This window comes from Vibrio sp. Vb0304 (genome assembly GCF_033338995.1).
Classification (GTDB): domain Bacteria; phylum Pseudomonadota; class Gammaproteobacteria; order Enterobacterales; family Vibrionaceae; genus Vibrio; species Vibrio alginolyticus.
On sequence record NZ_JAWOTT010000006.1, the window covers coordinates 34259 to 50045 of the forward strand.

Below are 15787 nucleotides of genomic sequence, written 5' to 3' on the forward strand. Positions count from 1 at the left end.
GTTATGGCTGTTAAGCGCTTGCAAGGTTAGTCAGGGGCTCTGGTTTAGCGTAAACATAACCTTGAATAAGGTAAATCGCATGCTGAGCCAGATATTCGACTTGAGCCTGGCTCTCTACACCTTCTGCAATCATCTCACATTCCGCTTTGTTCGCTGCAGACACAATTGAGTCCAGCACTTTCAACTTTTGATCGTCAGATCCTATTGGATCAATGAACATCTTATCCACTTTTACACACCGGATGCCCAAATCTTGTAGGTAAGAAAAGCCACCATATCCGGTACCAAAATCGTCAATTTTGAACTTGTAGCCTTTATTCGTTAAATACAAAATCTCTTTTTTCGCGGCCTCAGTGTCTTTTACTGGTATTCTCTCGGTCAACTCAAAATGAATTCTATTCGAGATTGGCCAATTTAACTCCGACAGCAACTTCGTTAATACGCCTGACTCTAAATGGGAGGAAACAATATTGATGCTGACCCACGTATGCTCGGGCAAGTCACTTAAGTCTTGTATGATTTTACGAATGAGCTGATTGGTCATCGGGATAATCAGGCCACTTTCTTCTGCAGCACCAATAAACATATTTGGTGGCACCATTCCATCACGTCGCGACCATCGAATCAGAGCTTCATATCCTACTGTCTTACCATCGCGACTATCGACAATCGCCTGGTAGTAAGGAATAAATTCTGTATTACTAATCCCATTTTCAATTAGACCTGTAATGGATTTTCTCAAGCTTTTACCAGATATGTATGCAAAGGCAGTCACAAGACCAGCAAGCATACTTACAAGACCGCCCCACAAAAGTACTCTTTCCTGAGCATAATGTTTAAGTTTTTCACCGCTGTATATCTTTATGAGCATGTTGGCTTGAGAATCTCCTGAAAAGAAAAACTCTTTTGACAGTGCGTTTTCTTCTCCTGCAATATTCGCTTTGCCACGGCTTATCGTTAAATCACCAAATATTGGTTCATCATACTTAAACTCTACAAATAGGCAGTCTTTGCAAGGCGTTTTTATTACCTCGTTAACCCAACTGTTATCAAGTACCCAGAAGACTTCAACGTGTTCATTATCATAAATGACCATCCACTCTATTTGGTCATTCTGTTGCGGCAAAATAAGTGATGCGAAAAAGTTTTCATCCATCTGAAATCGTTCACTACTAGATGGGCGAGACACTTCACTACCAATCGTGGAACACGTTTTTCCGCCTTCTGTGGTCATCGCAATAAAACGAATGTAACGGTTATAAAAACGTGGGTCGCGTAAAGTTCTTACATCACTATCACTACAAGTAAAATCTAACTGAGCAATCTGCTTCACTATTGCTCCGTCCAAATAGGCAGACCTTTGATTTAAATAATCTACGTAAGCATCTATTTTCGACGCTTTTACCGAGTTGACGTAAAAGTTGGTTATCGAATGAAAGGCCACTACAAATATGGCGATGGGAACTAAGCCGAGTAAAATGGCATACCTTGTATTCTTTGTTATCAAAGTTCGTCCTGCTAATCTGTCAAGCAACCTAAGTGGGATATGAATACTATCTCATTTTTATAGTCCAAAAAGTGAGGAATGACGCTCAATAAAATTATAGACTCAAGTGGCTTTCAGATGTCGGGATTTAGAATGTGGGCACCAAACCACATTCGAGGAGAACAAAGTAGCGACTAAGTGGAAAGTAAGAACGAGCCCAACTGTTAAGTCATCCGTAATAAAAGTGACAACTTGGATCTTGAGCAATACTTTTTAGATAGGCAGCAGATACGCTAAAAAACAAAAAGGAAACGATTGATGCCAACCGCTTCCTTTATTTGTTATTGCTATTTAAAAGTGCGTGAATTACGCCACTTCAAGAATCACTTTTTCCAACTTATCTAGGCCTTCATTTAGCACGTCAGATTCGATGGTCAGTGGAGGTAACAGACGAATCACGTTCGCTTTTACTCCACAAGAAAGCAGGATAAGGCCGTTTTCTTGCGCTTTAGAAATCACCGCTTTGGTCATCTCTTGCAGTGGTTTGCCTGATTCTGGGTCAGTAAACTCAATCGCCATCATTGCACCCGTAGTACGGATTTCACCGATAGCAGGTACTGACTGTTGCAGCTTAGTCATTCGTGCATTGACCACTTCACCAATGCCCATCGCTTTAGTGCACAAGTTTTCTTCTTCGATGATTTTCAGCACTTCAAGACCAGCAACACAACCAAGTGGCGAGCCCGCATAAGTGCCACCTAAACCACCGGGTAGTGCAGAGTCCATCACATCCGCTTTCCCAACTACCGCTGAGATTGGGAAACCACCAGCAATGCCTTTCGCCATTGTCATTAGGTCTGGTTCAATGCCTAGGTACTCTGTGGCAAACATTTTACCGGTACGAGCAAAACCCGTTTGGATTTCATCGGCAATCAGCATGATACCGTGCTTATCACACAGTTGACGTAAGCCTTGTGCAAACGCTTCAGGTGCTTTGTAGAAGCCGCCCTCGCCTTGCACTGGCTCGAAGATGATCGCAGCAACGCGTGAAGGTTCAATATCACAAGCAAATAGATCGTCGATCGCTTGTAAGCTTTGCTCAATGCTGATGCCGTGGAACGCATTTGGGTACGGCGCGTGGTAGATTTCGTTCGGGAAAGGACCAAAGCCTGCTTTATATGGCGCAACTTTACCGGTTAACCCCATCGTCATATTTGTGCGACCGTGAAAGCCACCTTTAAACGCTATCACTCCGCTACGACCAGTATGAGCGCGTGCCACTTTTACGGCATTTTCGACCGCCTCGGCGCCAGTAGTAAGAAAGATCGCTTTCTTCTTAGTCTCACCTGGTGCAAGTTCTGTCAGTTTTTCTGCCAGCTCAACGAATGACGCATACGGCGTTACCATCGCGCAGGTGTGCGAAAAGTTATCCAACTGAGCTTTGACCGCTTCACTGATGCGCTTATGAGAGTGCCCTGTATTGGTCACTGCAATGCCTGCTGCAAAGTCGATGTATTTGTTGCCTTCGATATCCCATACGTAAGCGTTTTCTGCTTTCTCGACGTAAAGTGGGTACAGTGCGCCCATACCTTGAGCAATAACTTGGCTTCTTCTTTCGTGCAGTTGTTGGTTTGTCATTGTTTTGTCCTTAATTAGTTGCCACCAAAGCAGAGATATTTCACGTCCATGTATTCATCGATACCTTGTTTTGCTCCTTCGCGTCCGATGCCGGACTGCTTAACACCACCGAAAGGAGCAACTTCAGTAGAGATCATACCTTCGTTAATGCCGACCATGCCGTATTCGAGCGCTTCTGCGATTTTCCAAACACGGTGAATGTTTTGGCTGTAGAAGTACGACGCAAGACCGTAGATGGTGTCGTTCGCCATTTCGATCAGCTGTGCGTCACTGTCAAAACGAATCACTGGCGCGACAGGGCCAAAGATTTCCTCAGAGACAATCTTCATGTCGTGAGTAACGTCTTTGAGAACCACTGGCTGCATAAATAAACCATCGAGCTTTTTAAGTTCTGAAACCGGCTTCGCGCCTTGCTCGATAGCACCATCAATAAGCGTCTGAATGCCTTGCTTCGCTGACTCGCTGATCACTGGACCAATGTTGACCCCCTCTTCCAATCCGTTACCAACTTTGAGCTGCTGAACCGCAGCGTCAAACTTAGCAACGAATTCGTCATACACTTTGCTGTGTACATAGAAACGGTTCGCACAAACACACGTTTGACCTGCGTTACGGAATTTCGACGCCATCGCGCCTGCCACAGCTGCATCAATATCCGCATCATCGAATACGATAAATGGCGCGTTGCCACCGAGCTCCATTGAGGTACGTTTGATGTCAGCCGCGCTTTGCTGCATCAGCACGCTACCGACTTGAGTAGAGCCAGTGAAAGACAACTTACGAATCAACGGGTGTGAAGTGAAGATAGCACCGACCTGACGGGAGTTTTCCCCCAATACCACTTGCAGCACATCGCGTGGGATACCCGCTTGATAGGCAAGCTCTGCGACCGCAAACGCAGACAGCGGCGTAGATTCAGATGGTTTTACGACAAAGCTACAACCGGCCGCTAAAGCTGGCCCTGCTTTGCGCGTGATCATCGCAATTGGGAAGTTCCAAGGCGTAATCGCACAGGCGACACCAATTGGCTGTTTGATGGTCACCAAACGCTTGTCCGCACTTGGGGCAGGAATCGTCTCACCGTAGGTACGTTTCGCTTCTTCAGCAAACCATTCGATAAAGCTCGCGCCGTAAAGCACTTCACCTTGAGCTTCAGCCAGCGGCTTACCTTGCTCTAACGTCATTAAGCGGCCAAGGTCGGCTTTGTTTTCTAACAGAAGTTGGAACCAACGATTGAGCATGTCAGCGCGCGTTTTTGCTGGCAGTGCCGCCCACTTTTTCTGCGCCACACTGGCACGTTCAATGCCATTTAAAATGTCGTTTTCGGTTGAGCCTGGTGCGTACCCGAGGAGTTCTCCGGTCGCCGGATTAGTCACTGCAATGCCCTGTTGTGGATTCGCTACCATAAACGAAACAAGGCTTTGGTTTTGTATCTGTTGCATGGTCATTCCTTTTGACAACTCATCATCGCCGCTAAGCCAGCGGCGAGTTTATGTTTAAGCAGGGATCTGCTGCGTAATACAGTGAATGTTCCCTCCGCCGAGTAGAACCTCTCTCGACGGTATCGCGATGATTTGGTATTCCGGCATCGCGTTTTGCAAAATATCGATCGCCATAGCGTCGGTCTCTTCGTCCAGCATCGGCAAGAACACATGCTCGTTGACGATAAGAAAGTTCGCATAAGAGGCACTTAGGCGTTCGCCAGCTTGTCGACTCATTCCCGAACTGGCGTCAATGCCATTGGCTTCGCGCTCGCTGTAATGCAACGGACCCGGTAATGGCAAACGGACAATTTCAATATTGCGCCCTTTCGCATCGTGCTGAGATTTCAGTACTTGTTCCGCTTGACGAGATAACGCGTATTGCGGATCACTTGGGTCATCGGTCCAACTCAGTACCACCTTACCCGGAGCGATAACGTGCATCAGGTTGTCAACATGGCCGTCTGTTTCGTCATTGAATAAACCATTTGGCAACCAAATGACTTTTTCGATACCGAGATACGCCTTTAACTGCTCTTCAATTTGCGCTTTGCTCAACTGTGGATTTCGCCCCGGACTAAGTAAGCACTCTTCTGTGGTGTAAAGGGTGCCTTCACCATCGGTGTGAATCGCCCCACCTTCAAGTACAAACGGTGCGCGGTAATGATCAATACCGATGATGTCGCACACCGAACCAGCGACAAGATCGTCCTGCTGCCAGTTGTCGTAAAGGCCGTTGTATTCGCCGCCCCACGCGTTGAATTGCCAACTAATCCCACGGCGCTCGCCCGCTTGGTTAACAAGCACGGTCGGCCCGATGTCTCGCATCCACGCATCGTTAAATGGGATTTCCACCAAACGTACATCTGAGTGAAGCATTTGACGCGCTCGGTCAAAGTTGTGCGAGCACACCGCCACACACACTTTGGTCACTTCCGCGATTAAGTTCGCGATTCTGGCGAAGGTTTCTTGCGCGGGTAATGCGTCATCACGCCAATTGTCTTTCCTTTCTGGCCACGCTAGCCAAACTTCACTAACCGGCTGAAACTCAGCCGGAAAATAGAAGCCATCCTGCGCTGGTGTTGTCGATAACTTCATTTTAACGCCTCTTTAAACGGCTAGTTTGCCAACGCTGGTGTAAAGGTCTGGACGACGGTCGCGGAACAAGCCCCATGCGTGACGCGCTTTCGCTGTCGTAGCTAGGTCGATTTCTGCGTAAATGATGGTTTCACCTTGACGCGGTGCTTCGGCAATTTTTGCACCAGTGTGGTCAGTGATAAAAGAAGAGCCGTAGAACGTCGTCTCGATACCATCATCGACTTCAGTGCCCACTCGGTTTGACGCAATCACTGGAACGAGGTTTGCTGCCGAGTGACCTTGCATTGTACGTTGCCAGTGGTCACGTGAATCCAGTGTCGGATCTTGAGGCTCAGAACCGATTGCAGTTGGGTAAAAAATCGCTTCCGCGCCGTGCAGAGCCAAGCTGCGCGCAAGCTCTGGGAACCATTGGTCCCAACAAATGCCAGCACCGAACTTACCGAACTTGGTTTGCCACACTTTGAAACCGGTATCGCCAGGGCTAAAATAGTACTTTTCGCTGTAGCCCGGGCCATCAGGAATGTGTGACTTGCGGTAGTTATCTAGTACCGTACCATCGGCATCAATCATCACTAGCGAGTTAAAAAACGTGTTGCCCGCTTTTTCAAAGTAACTGACTGGAATAACGACGCCGAGCTCTTTAGCCAACGCACTCATCTCTTTAATAAGACGACAATTCTCCGTTTCTTCTGCAAGCTCGAAATACTTTGCTTCCTGTTTTTTGCAGAAGTAAGGCGCAGCGAACAGCTCTTGCGGAAGAATCACGTTCGCACCGCTTTGTGCTGCTTCACGAATCGCCTTTTTTGCTTTGGCTAGGTTATCTTCCAGATCCCAGCTTTTCGTCAGTTGAAGGGCTGCAAATTTCACCACTTTGCTCATTGGATATTCCTTATCTCTTAAATCGCCAGTTTGTCACGTAGGTTGTAGTAAGCCGCGCCCATTGCCGTAAACGGAATTTGGAAGTGGCGGCCACCCGGGAAGGAGTAATGTTTCAGTGCAGCAAACGCGTCGAAACGTTCAGCGTGTCCGGTCAGAGCTTCGGCCAGCAACTTACCTGCTAGGTGAGTACACGTTACACCGTGACCGCTGTAGCCTTGTAGGTAGTAAATGTTGTCTGCAAACGAGCCAAATTGCGGCATGCGTGAGTAAGTCAGCAAGAAGTTACCTGTCCAGGTGTAATCAATCTTGATGCCTTTCAATTGTGGGAAGACTTTCTCCATCTTCGGACGAATCAATGCTTCAATGTTTTCTGGGTCACGTGCGCCGTAAACCACGCCACCTCCGAACAACAAACGCTTGTCGGCGGTTAAGCGGAAGTAGTCAAGCAAGTAGTTACAGTCCTCAACGCAGTAGTCACTGGTCAGCACTTGTTTTAGCTGCTCATCACTCAAAGGCTGAGTCGCCACCACTTGTGTGCCACACGGAATCGCTTTGTTGCTGATGTTTGGTGCCAAACCACCAAGGTAGGCGTTACCTGCCAGTACCACGTACTTGCTCTTCACGCTGCCTTTCGCCGTTTTCACTACTGGGTTAATCCCTTTGTCAATCGACACGACCGCCGACTGCTCAAAGATTTGACCACCTAGAGACGTAAACGCAGCAGCTTCACCCAATGCCAGTTTAAGCGGGTGAATGTGACCACCGCGCATATCCAGTAAGCCGCCAGTGTATACTTTAGTGCCTACCGCTTGTTCTACCTCTCCTGCGTCAAGCAGAGTCAGTTGGTCGTTGCCGTAACGCTCCCAGTTCTTCTTATGTTCTTCTAGCCCTTTGAGTTGTTTACTGTTCAGTGCCGTGAACAAGCCACCTTGCTTGTAATCACAGTTGATGTCGTATTTGTCAATCAGGCCACGGATGATATCGCCGCCTTCAAAAATCATATCGCACAGAGCTTTGGCTTGGTTTTGGTCGTAACGGCTTTCAATCACGTCAACATCTCGGCTGTAGCTGTTAACGATTTGGCCACCGTTACGACCAGTTGCTCCAAAGCCCACTTTTGCGCTTTCTAACACAACGACTTTAAAACCTTTTTCTGCAAGGTGTAGTGCAGAAGAAAGACCAGAAAATCCCGCACCGACTACACACACATCGCACTCGATGTCGTTTTGCAACTGTGGGTATTCCGGCATGTTTGGCACAGAGTGCGCGTAGAACGAATCCGTATGCTTGTTCATAGAACTATTCCTTTATTTATCGTAATCGTCAGCAGGCTTAAGGATGGAGGCGAATCCAAGTGGTTTTGGTTTCGGTGAATTTTTCAATCGCGTGGAGAGACTTGTCTCGACCGTTTCCGCTCATTTTGAATCCACCAAATGGAACCGTCATGTCACCTTCGTTGTAGTTGTTAACCCAAACCGAGCCGGCTTGCAGTCGTTTTGCTACGCGATGAACGCGGTTGATATTGCTACTCCAGAGTGCCGCGCCTAAGCCGTACTTCGAATCGTTAGCGATCTCGATTGCTTGCGCTTCGTCTTTGAATGGAATGACACACAGCACCGGACCAAAAATTTCCTCTTGAGCGACACGCATCTTGTTGTCGACGTTGTCTAAAATGGTTGGGGAAACAAATGCACCTTGCCCATCGACATCGCCGCCACAACGTACGTTTGCACCTTCTGATTCACCTAACGAGATGTATTCCAACACTTTTGATTTATGATCTTGATCGATAAGCGCTCCCATGGATGAACTTGGGTCCATTGGGTCTTTTGGCGTGAACGCTTTCGACGCTTGAATAACTTTTTCTAAGAACTGATCTTTGATGCTTTCGTGAACAAGCAGGCGGGTTGCCGCGACGCACACCTCACCTTGGTTGTAGAAACACCCTGCGGCGGTTTCTGCTGCTGCGCGATCTAAATCATCACAATCTTCAAACACGATGTTCGCGTTCTTGCCGCCCGCTTCTGCAAACACACGCTTTAGGTTGCTCTCACCCGATCTGACCATCAGTTGACCTGCAATGCGCGTCGAGCCTGTGAAGGCGATGCAGTCTACGTCTTGGTGTTTCGCCAGCGCGTCGCCAGCTTCATGACCAAAACCCGTAACGACTTGGAAAACGCCTGTTGGTAAGCCCGCTCGAGAAGCAAGTTGACCTAGGAATATCGCGGTGAGAGAAGATTTCTCTGACGGTTTTAGAATCACGCTGTTACCAGCGGCTAAAGCAGGGCCAAGCTTCCAGCACGCAAGCCAAAGGGGGAAGTTCCACGGTACAACCGCAGCAACCACACCAATTGGTTGATGAGAAATAAAAGCGTGTACATCTTTTTCAGTTGGGGCAACTTCGCCGTATACTTTGTCGATTGCTTCTGCGTACCAGCGTAATGCACTCGCCGCACCAGGAATATCGGTAGAGAAGCTGTGAGAGATAGGCTTACCGGTATCAAGCGTTTCTAGCAGAGCCAATTCTTCTTGGTTTTGATCAATCAAGTCAGCAAACTGTTTAAGCACTGCTTTGCGATGAGCTGGGCTGCTCTCGCTCCACTGACCGGATTGAAATGCTTGGCGAGCGTATGAAACCGCGAGATCAACATCTTCATTTTGGCAACGGGCGATTTCGGTGAATATCTCATCTGTTGCTGGGTTAACTACCGGGATGGTTTGCCCTGTTAAAGCGGCACTGTATTCACCGTTAATGTACGCCCTGTTTTCGATGTTTAGATTGTTTTTTAGTTCAATCCATTGCTCTTGGGTTTTCATACGCTCTCCTTGTGATCACACAAGGCAAGCCCCCACTAAAATGTGGTTGGCGTATGCGCACTTATCATTCGACAAGCCTTGTCTGTGTGATTTGTAAATCGATGGGGCTTCGTCGTATCAATAATGTACGACTCGCCCGCTGTTATGACATGAGATTGCCCTTTATATTCCAGAGTGATTTCGCCCTCTAATACGGTGCCAATCTCTTCGCCTTCGTGTTTGATTTCTGCCGCACCAGTGGTTCCATAAGGTGCGTATTCCTCGATCAAGAATCCGATGACTTGATCTTTGTCGCCATTCGTTACCAGTTTCATGGACACCGTCTCGCTCCCGATTTCCACAAGATCTGACGGCTTGATGACTACTTTCACTTCATCGTTCGAAGGTTGTTCAAAAGTGAAAAACTCTGATAACGATAAAGAAAATACATTAACGATTTTTTGTAGTGAGCTTACCGACGGGCTCACTTTGCCATTTTCAATGGATGAGATTGCACTGTGGGTAATACCTGCGCGCTCGGCTAGTTCCCTTTGTGACAATCCATGTTTTTTTCGTAACTGAACAATATTTTTACCAATCTCTTGATTGTCCATTCATACAGCTCCAAACGTTTAACGAGAGGTAGCCATCATAAATTCATTGAACAAAATTTGAGAGAAATGATTGGTTTTTGCTTCCCATTCTGGGTGCCACTGCACGCCAACGAAAAATTTTTGATTAGGAAGACTAAATGCTTCTACCAAGCCATCCGGGGCTTTAGCTTCTACTTGTAATAGAGGAGCAAGCTGATCGACGCCTTGGTTGTGTAGTGTGTTCACTTCAAAGAAGGTGGTATTTTCCCAATGATTTTGCACCAGCCATTGTTCAAATAAGCTCTGCTTTTGAACTAGTACAGCGTGTGCTGGCGCGTATTTTTGTTCGAAATCTTCAACAGGCGCTTCACGATGGTCATTGAAGCCGGAGTCATGAACGGCTGGGTTTAACGAGCCACCAAGTGCGACATTCATCTCTTGAAAGCCGCGGCAAATACCAAGGCACGGAATGTTTTGGTCAACCGCATGACGAATTAACGTGAATGAGAGCTCATCACGAGCTTCATCTTTGTAGCTCTCTTCGTGCGTTGCATTGTATCGATGTGGCGCAACGTTAGAGTGGCTGCCAGGAAAAAGAAAACCATCACATATGTCTAGGATGGTGGTTACGTCATCGCCCGACATGTCGGGAGCCAACATAATCGGTAGTCCTCCAAAATCCTTTATGGCGCGAAGGTAAAAGTCGTTGACCGCTTGTATCTGATAGCCACCCAACTCTTTAGCGCAGCTAACCACACCAATGATGGGTTTGTGTGTATCTGCCATGATATGTCCGTGTTCAATTTATTTAACACAAACCCTACAAACCATGTACAAAATTATCAACACAGATGACCATTATTATCGTCACAACGTGATCTGACGCACTTTTTAGGCTTCAAAACTGAATATTTATGCTCATTATATTGAACAAAACAAAACCAACTGTTACAAAATAGTTAACAGAAAGACATAAAAACCAGCCGTTAAACATCAAAAACACAGTGTAAGTGCATGTTTAAATTAAAAATAACCTAAAAAACAAACAACTCGCTCAGAGTACTGTAATTTATTTGTTAATTTGGTTATTTCTAATTTCTACTCGTCAGGCTATTTGGAGAAGAAAATGGAATCGTATCTACAGGAAGTAAAAAATTTTAAACAAAAATGGCCCGATATTGAATTTATCGATCTCATCTTTACCGATATAAATGCCACCCCAAGAGGAAAACGCATCCCGATAGATGCTCTAGAAAAACTGAATAAAGGTGTTGCCCTCCCCCTTTCGACCATCACCCTAGATACCAAAGGTAACGTCGTTGAAACAGCCGGGTTGGGAGAAGATCTCGGAGAACCAGATAATCTCTGCTATCCAATCAGCGGCACCTTAATGCCGACGGCAAAAGAACAAGTTGGTCAGCTACTGCTTAGTATGATGGATGAAACCGGGCAGCACCCTAACCCACTGTTCATCCGAAACATTCTCGCTTCTATATTGCAAACACTGCATGCTAAAGACCAATATCCTTGCGTCGCGCTCGAGCTGGAGTTCTATTTAATAGACAAAACCCGCGGCGAAAATGGCGAACCATTAACGGCAATTAACCCCACGAAAAAAACTCGAGAAAAAGATACCGAGGTTTACGACCTTGATGGACTAGATGACTACGCTGATTTCTTGGCCGACCTTAATCGAATTGCATTAGAACAAGGTTTAAACACTTCCGGAGCCCTATCTGAATCGGCACCAGGGCAGTTCGAAATCAACTTCAACCATTCTAAAGATGTGCTTCGAGCATGTGATGAAATCATCATCGCAAAACGCTTGATTCGCCAGGTCGCTCATCAGCACGGATTTGACGCCACATTTATGGCGAAACCTTTTAGTGAGCAAGCGGGTAATGGCATGCACATTCACCTCAGCTTGGTTGATACAGATGGTAACAACCACTTTAGCCAACCAGACGGTCAAGCGAGCGCCTTCTTCTATCAAACCATGGCAGCGATGCTGTCACAAACATCCGATGCCATGGCCCTAATCTGTCCTAACGTTAACTCTTACCGTCGCTTTGTTCCTGGCGCTTACGTCCCAACCAAAGCCGATTGGGGAGAAAACCACCGCGGTGTTGCGTTGCGTGTGCCTATCAGCGATAGCAAAAATCGCCGTATAGAGCATCGTATAGCAGGCGCTGACGTTAACCCATACATTCTCGCTGCAGTAGTACTTTCCGCAGTATTAGCGAGTGAAAGCTACACCAAAGATCAATGTCCACCGACTCTCAGTGATGATGCAATTGAGTTACCTCTGCGTATGTCAGAAGCTCTAGAGCGACTGGAGCACAGTGAGCTGGCTCAATACATCTCAAGAGATTTTATCGATTTGTATCTAGCTTGCAAACAGAGTGAACTCGCAGAATTTGAGCGAGCGATTACTCCATTGGAAATCGACTGGATGTTGCACTCGGCATAAACAAAGGAAATGAACTTTATGACTACGCAGACCAAGGCGCTGGATGCGCCTCTTAAAATCAACTCTCAACACATTATTATTTCTTTAATCTCGGTTGCGACGTTTGTCTTTTTTACCACAATCGGTTTGAACCATGAGGAAGGCGAAGCCTACGGATGGATGAGTCTTTTACCAACGGCGTTGGTATTGGTCTTTGCGCTGACAACACACCGAACTGTGGAAGCCCTCTTTAGCGGCGCTATTGCCGGTGTTCTTCTGCTTAACCCAACTGAAGCGGTAGAACAGATTGTTGATATTTCCATGAGTGTAATGATGGATGAAACTATTGCTTGGATCATCCTCGTTTGTGGTTTGATGGGCGGCCTAATTGCTATTTTGGAGAAAGGCGGCAGTATCTTGAGCTTCTCCGACATGCTAGTCACGAAAGTAAAAAGCCGTAAGCAATCGATGCTGATGACCTTTGCTTTAGGTATTCTGATCTTTATCGACGATTATTTGAATGCGATTGCAATTTCTTCCTCAATGAAAAAAGTTACGGACGGCTACCAAATCTCGCGTGAAAAACTCTCATATCTTGTGGATTCAACCGCCGCACCTATCTGTATCCTCGTACCAATTTCCACTTGGGCAATTTTCTTCAGTTCGTTGCTAGAAGCAAACGGAGTAGCAGGAGCGGGAGATGGTATCAAAGCATACATTGAAGCTATTCCATACATGGCTTACGGCTGGGTAACGCTGGTGATTGTTTTGCTGGTTGCAATGGAAAAGATCCCAGATCTAGGTGCGATGAAAAAGGCAGAAAAGCGTGCGAAGAATGGTCAAGTTCGTCCAGACGGTGCAACAGATGTCGACTTTGGTCCCGATGTATCTGCACATACCAACCCAACCATGGGCCTTGTCAACTTCTTGTTACCAATGATCGTACTTGTTGCCGCAAGTTGGTATTTTGGTATCGATCTACTTGCTGGTGTTTTCGTCGCGTTAATCTTTACTATTAGCTTTTACGGCGCACAAAAACTGATCTCGATGAACGACATGTTCGAAGCTGTTTATGATGGCATTAAGGTTATGCTACTGCCGCTTGCGACCGTTATTGGTGGTTTCATGTTGAAATCGGTCAACGACTCATTGGGCGTCACGCAGTATGTCATTGAGACCGTCAGCCCTTACCTGTCAGCGTCTTACTTCCCGGCGATTATCTTTATGATTACGGGCGCGTTGGTATTTGCAACGGCATCGTCTTGGGGAACGTTTGCAGTAGCGATGCCAATTGTTCTACCTTTGGGCGAACAGCTTGGTGTGCCTCTACACTTAACCGTTGCAGCGCTGCTTTCAGCATCAGCGGCAGGGAGCCACTCTTGTTTCTTTAGTGACTCAACCGTGTTATCTGCACAAGGTTCAGGCTGTACAGCAATGCAACACGCAACCACACAGTTTCCTTATGCGTTGATTGGTATTGTTGCAACCGCGATTTTCTTCTTCATCATCGGTTAGCCCCTTTATCTAATTGCAAAGCCCTGCTCAAAAATAGCGGGGTTTTGTTCTATCAAGTCAAATGATCCTCTTAAAACGACTTTACGCGCGTTCAGTATAAAAATACTCAAAGATGTACAGCTGCACTCAATAAGGGTTTGGTAAACCTAATATTTTTGGTTTACGCTTAGCGAAGCGTTTATTGTGCAGCAAGGCAGCTTTTGAGTAACTTAAATGCCGCCTTAATACAGTGTTAACGGTTGGAGAGACATGAAAAAGTTAGCCCAAGAGATATGGATATTTGACGGAGATCCCGTCCAATTCTTAGGACTCCCATACACCACTCGTATGACTATTGTTAGGCTTTCTGATGGTGGCCTTTGGGTTCATAGTCCAATTAAGTTATCAAATTCGATTAGAGAGCAAATCAACAATCTAGGCCAAGTGAAATACTTAATCGCTCCTAATCATTTACACCACTTGTTCTTATCTGAATGGGTATTTGCCTATCCTAGCGCAGAAGTTTATGGCACAAATGAAGTCATTAAGAAGTGCCGTGATATACACTTTCACGCTTCACTTAACCAAGGCGGTAATGCTTGGAACTCTGAGATTGAACAAGAACTATTTTCTGGCTCTCCATTAATGGAAGAGTGTGTGTTTTATCATCGACTTTCAAAGACCTTAATTGTTACTGACCTCGTCGAGAATTTTTCTGGCCAGAACTTTAACTACTGGCAGAGGTTTGTGGCTAAAGGGGCCGGTATTCTTGCTCCGAATGGAAAAATGCCTTTGGATTGGCGCCTAAGTTTTATGTTTAGCAAACAAGAGGCTCGAAAACACTTAAATAAATTGCTGTCTTGGAAACCTAATATATTGGTTATGGCTCACGGTGAAATCGTCCTTGATAATGCAGACAAGTTCTTACAGCGCTCTTTTAAGTGGCTAGTATGAGACAGCATTGAAAACTCACACAACAGAATAGACAAGAAGCTATTTTAAAACATTAGGCCCTTTTAGCTTAGTCTTAGGGGGGGGAATTTACAGAACTACACGTTATGTTTAACGATAAGATCCCCTGTTCCTCTTAATTGAGCATTATGCAGCAATTTAAAATTCCGTTAGAATTGCACTTCAAAAACTTCAATGCGAAGAATTCTGGACATTGATACGGACATAAGTTCAAGAGTTAACATAACGCAATAGCAATCTCTTACTAATTATTTTGCATCGAGACATTGGCATACTCCCGAAACAAACCCTTCTACTCTAAAGGTTTTGTTAATAACAGTTGCCATGCTTGTTAGTTATTCTCGTTGAACTCAGTATCTTGAAGTTGTTTGAATATATAAATTTAAAAAAAAAGAGACATAAGATGCACAAAAAACTCATCATTCTAAGCTTGCCTATTCTATTAGCTGCATGTGCGGCACCAAAGTATACGGTAGAAACAATCTCGAAAGAAAATCAGAGCAAGGAAATCACCATCGTAAAAGACAACGCCACGCGAGATGTTTTCTTAGATTCGATGCAAGACTGGTGTTTGGATACCGCCCACAAATGCACAGTCGTAAGCGATGGCACTCCTCCTGTTAGCTCTGAGCTGACACTTACTTACGTATCACGCTGGAGCTGGGATTTTAGAACATTTATCGCTGATGCTCAGATCAAAGCCTACAAAAATAACGAAAAAGTAGGACAAGTTGAATTTAAAGCACCAAACAGCGCGAATCCAGATAAATGGGGTAAAGACAACAAACGAATCATTTCGATGATGGATTTGTTATTCGGTAAACAAACCGTGAGTGAGGCTCAATCCAAGATTAAGCTGGGCGAAATGTAATGAGCCGAGCAATTGCCCATTTAACCAGCC

The 15787-nt window shown here is 45.9% G+C and carries 13 protein-coding genes; 4 read left to right on the forward strand and 9 right to left on the reverse strand.

The genetic code is table 11. From position 1 onward, the window contains the following. Positions 1-10 precede the first annotated feature (10 nt). The 9 genes from R7P35_RS10380 to R7P35_RS10420 form a co-directional block, all read right to left on the reverse strand. Positions 11-1333, reverse strand: coding sequence for an EAL domain-containing protein (locus R7P35_RS10380; protein WP_213872809.1), 1323 nt, complete (start codon positions 1331-1333; stop codon positions 11-13). A 519-nt stretch (positions 1334-1852) separates the two neighbouring features. Further along, positions 1853-3124: a 4-aminobutyrate--2-oxoglutarate transaminase gene (gene gabT, locus R7P35_RS10385; protein ID WP_213872808.1), complete on the reverse strand. Its 1272-nt coding sequence runs from the start codon at positions 3122-3124 to the stop codon at positions 1853-1855. Between the two features lie 14 nt (positions 3125-3138). After that, on the reverse strand, positions 3139-4566 hold the full coding sequence (locus R7P35_RS10390; RefSeq protein WP_213872807.1) for an NAD-dependent succinate-semialdehyde dehydrogenase: 1428 nt from the start codon (positions 4564-4566) through the stop codon (positions 3139-3141). 54 nt (positions 4567-4620) lie between these two features. Next, on the reverse strand, positions 4621-5703 hold the full coding sequence (gene aguA, locus R7P35_RS10395; RefSeq protein WP_017633979.1) for an agmatine deiminase: 1083 nt from the start codon (positions 5701-5703) through the stop codon (positions 4621-4623). A 12-nt stretch (positions 5704-5715) separates the two neighbouring features. Beyond that, positions 5716-6582, reverse strand: a complete 867-nt coding sequence (gene aguB / locus R7P35_RS10400) for an N-carbamoylputrescine amidase (protein ID WP_025766731.1) — start codon at positions 6580-6582, stop codon at positions 5716-5718. A gap of 17 nt (positions 6583-6599) precedes the next feature. Continuing rightward, positions 6600-7877, reverse strand: coding sequence for an NAD(P)/FAD-dependent oxidoreductase (locus R7P35_RS10405; protein ID WP_005377810.1), 1278 nt, complete (start codon positions 7875-7877; stop codon positions 6600-6602). A 37-nt stretch (positions 7878-7914) separates the two neighbouring features. Then, entirely contained in the window at positions 7915-9399 is a 1485-nt protein-coding gene (locus tag R7P35_RS10410) for an aldehyde dehydrogenase (RefSeq protein WP_054577889.1), read from the reverse strand. A gap of 35 nt (positions 9400-9434) precedes the next feature. After that, a complete protein-coding gene (puuR, locus tag R7P35_RS10415; protein WP_005377813.1) occupies positions 9435-9992 on the reverse strand; it encodes an HTH-type transcriptional regulator PuuR in 558 nt (185 codons plus the stop codon). An 18-nt stretch (positions 9993-10010) separates the two neighbouring features. Continuing rightward, complete coding sequence (locus R7P35_RS10420) at positions 10011-10757, reverse strand: gamma-glutamyl-gamma-aminobutyrate hydrolase family protein (RefSeq protein ID WP_005377814.1); 747 nt, start codon at positions 10755-10757, stop codon at positions 10011-10013. A gap of 340 nt (positions 10758-11097) precedes the next feature. Between R7P35_RS10420 and R7P35_RS10425 the strand changes: the two genes are divergently transcribed. The 4 genes from R7P35_RS10425 (at position 11098) to R7P35_RS10440 (ending at position 15757) form a co-directional block, all read left to right on the forward strand. Beyond that, on the forward strand, positions 11098-12441 hold the full coding sequence (locus R7P35_RS10425) for a glutamine synthetase family protein (protein WP_053306915.1): 1344 nt from the start codon (positions 11098-11100) through the stop codon (positions 12439-12441). Between the two features lie 18 nt (positions 12442-12459). Further along, a complete protein-coding gene (locus R7P35_RS10430) occupies positions 12460-13935 on the forward strand; it encodes a Na+/H+ antiporter NhaC family protein (RefSeq protein ID WP_213904707.1) in 1476 nt (491 codons plus the stop codon). Positions 13936-14184: 249 nt separating this feature from the next. Further along, on the forward strand, positions 14185-14868 hold the full coding sequence (locus R7P35_RS10435) for a DUF4336 domain-containing protein (protein ID WP_213904708.1): 684 nt from the start codon (positions 14185-14187) through the stop codon (positions 14866-14868). Between the two features lie 421 nt (positions 14869-15289). Continuing rightward, positions 15290-15757 carry an Sbal_3080 family lipoprotein gene (locus R7P35_RS10440; protein ID WP_005385757.1) on the forward strand — a complete coding sequence of 156 codons (468 nt, stop codon included), beginning with the start codon at positions 15290-15292 and terminating at the stop codon, positions 15755-15757. Positions 15758-15787: the final 30 nt, after the last annotated feature.

What these genes read in the sequence shown, in the direction of transcription:
- R7P35_RS10410 (WP_054577889.1), bottom strand. Translation starts at nt 9,399, where the DNA reads ATGAAAACCCAAGAGCAATGGATTGAACTAAAAAACAATCTAAACATC.
- puuR (WP_005377813.1), bottom strand. Translation starts at nt 9,992, where the DNA reads ATGGACAATCAAGAGATTGGTAAAAATATTGTTCAGTTACGAAAAAAA.
- R7P35_RS10440 (WP_005385757.1), top strand. Translation starts at nt 15,290, where the DNA reads ATGCACAAAAAACTCATCATTCTAAGCTTGCCTATTCTATTAGCTGCA.
- R7P35_RS10435 (WP_213904708.1), top strand. Translation starts at nt 14,185, where the DNA reads ATGAAAAAGTTAGCCCAAGAGATATGGATATTTGACGGAGATCCCGTC.
- aguB (WP_025766731.1), bottom strand. Translation starts at nt 6,582, where the DNA reads ATGAGCAAAGTGGTGAAATTTGCAGCCCTTCAACTGACGAAAAGCTGG.
- R7P35_RS10420 (WP_005377814.1), bottom strand. Translation starts at nt 10,757, where the DNA reads ATGGCAGATACACACAAACCCATCATTGGTGTGGTTAGCTGCGCTAAA.
- R7P35_RS10405 (WP_005377810.1), bottom strand. Translation starts at nt 7,877, where the DNA reads ATGAACAAGCATACGGATTCGTTCTACGCGCACTCTGTGCCAAACATG.
- R7P35_RS10430 (WP_213904707.1), top strand. Translation starts at nt 12,460, where the DNA reads ATGACTACGCAGACCAAGGCGCTGGATGCGCCTCTTAAAATCAACTCT.
- R7P35_RS10425 (WP_053306915.1), top strand. Translation starts at nt 11,098, where the DNA reads ATGGAATCGTATCTACAGGAAGTAAAAAATTTTAAACAAAAATGGCCC.
- aguA (WP_017633979.1), bottom strand. Translation starts at nt 5,703, where the DNA reads ATGAAGTTATCGACAACACCAGCGCAGGATGGCTTCTATTTTCCGGCT.
- gabT (WP_213872808.1), bottom strand. Translation starts at nt 3,124, where the DNA reads ATGACAAACCAACAACTGCACGAAAGAAGAAGCCAAGTTATTGCTCAA.
- R7P35_RS10390 (WP_213872807.1), bottom strand. Translation starts at nt 4,566, where the DNA reads ATGCAACAGATACAAAACCAAAGCCTTGTTTCGTTTATGGTAGCGAAT.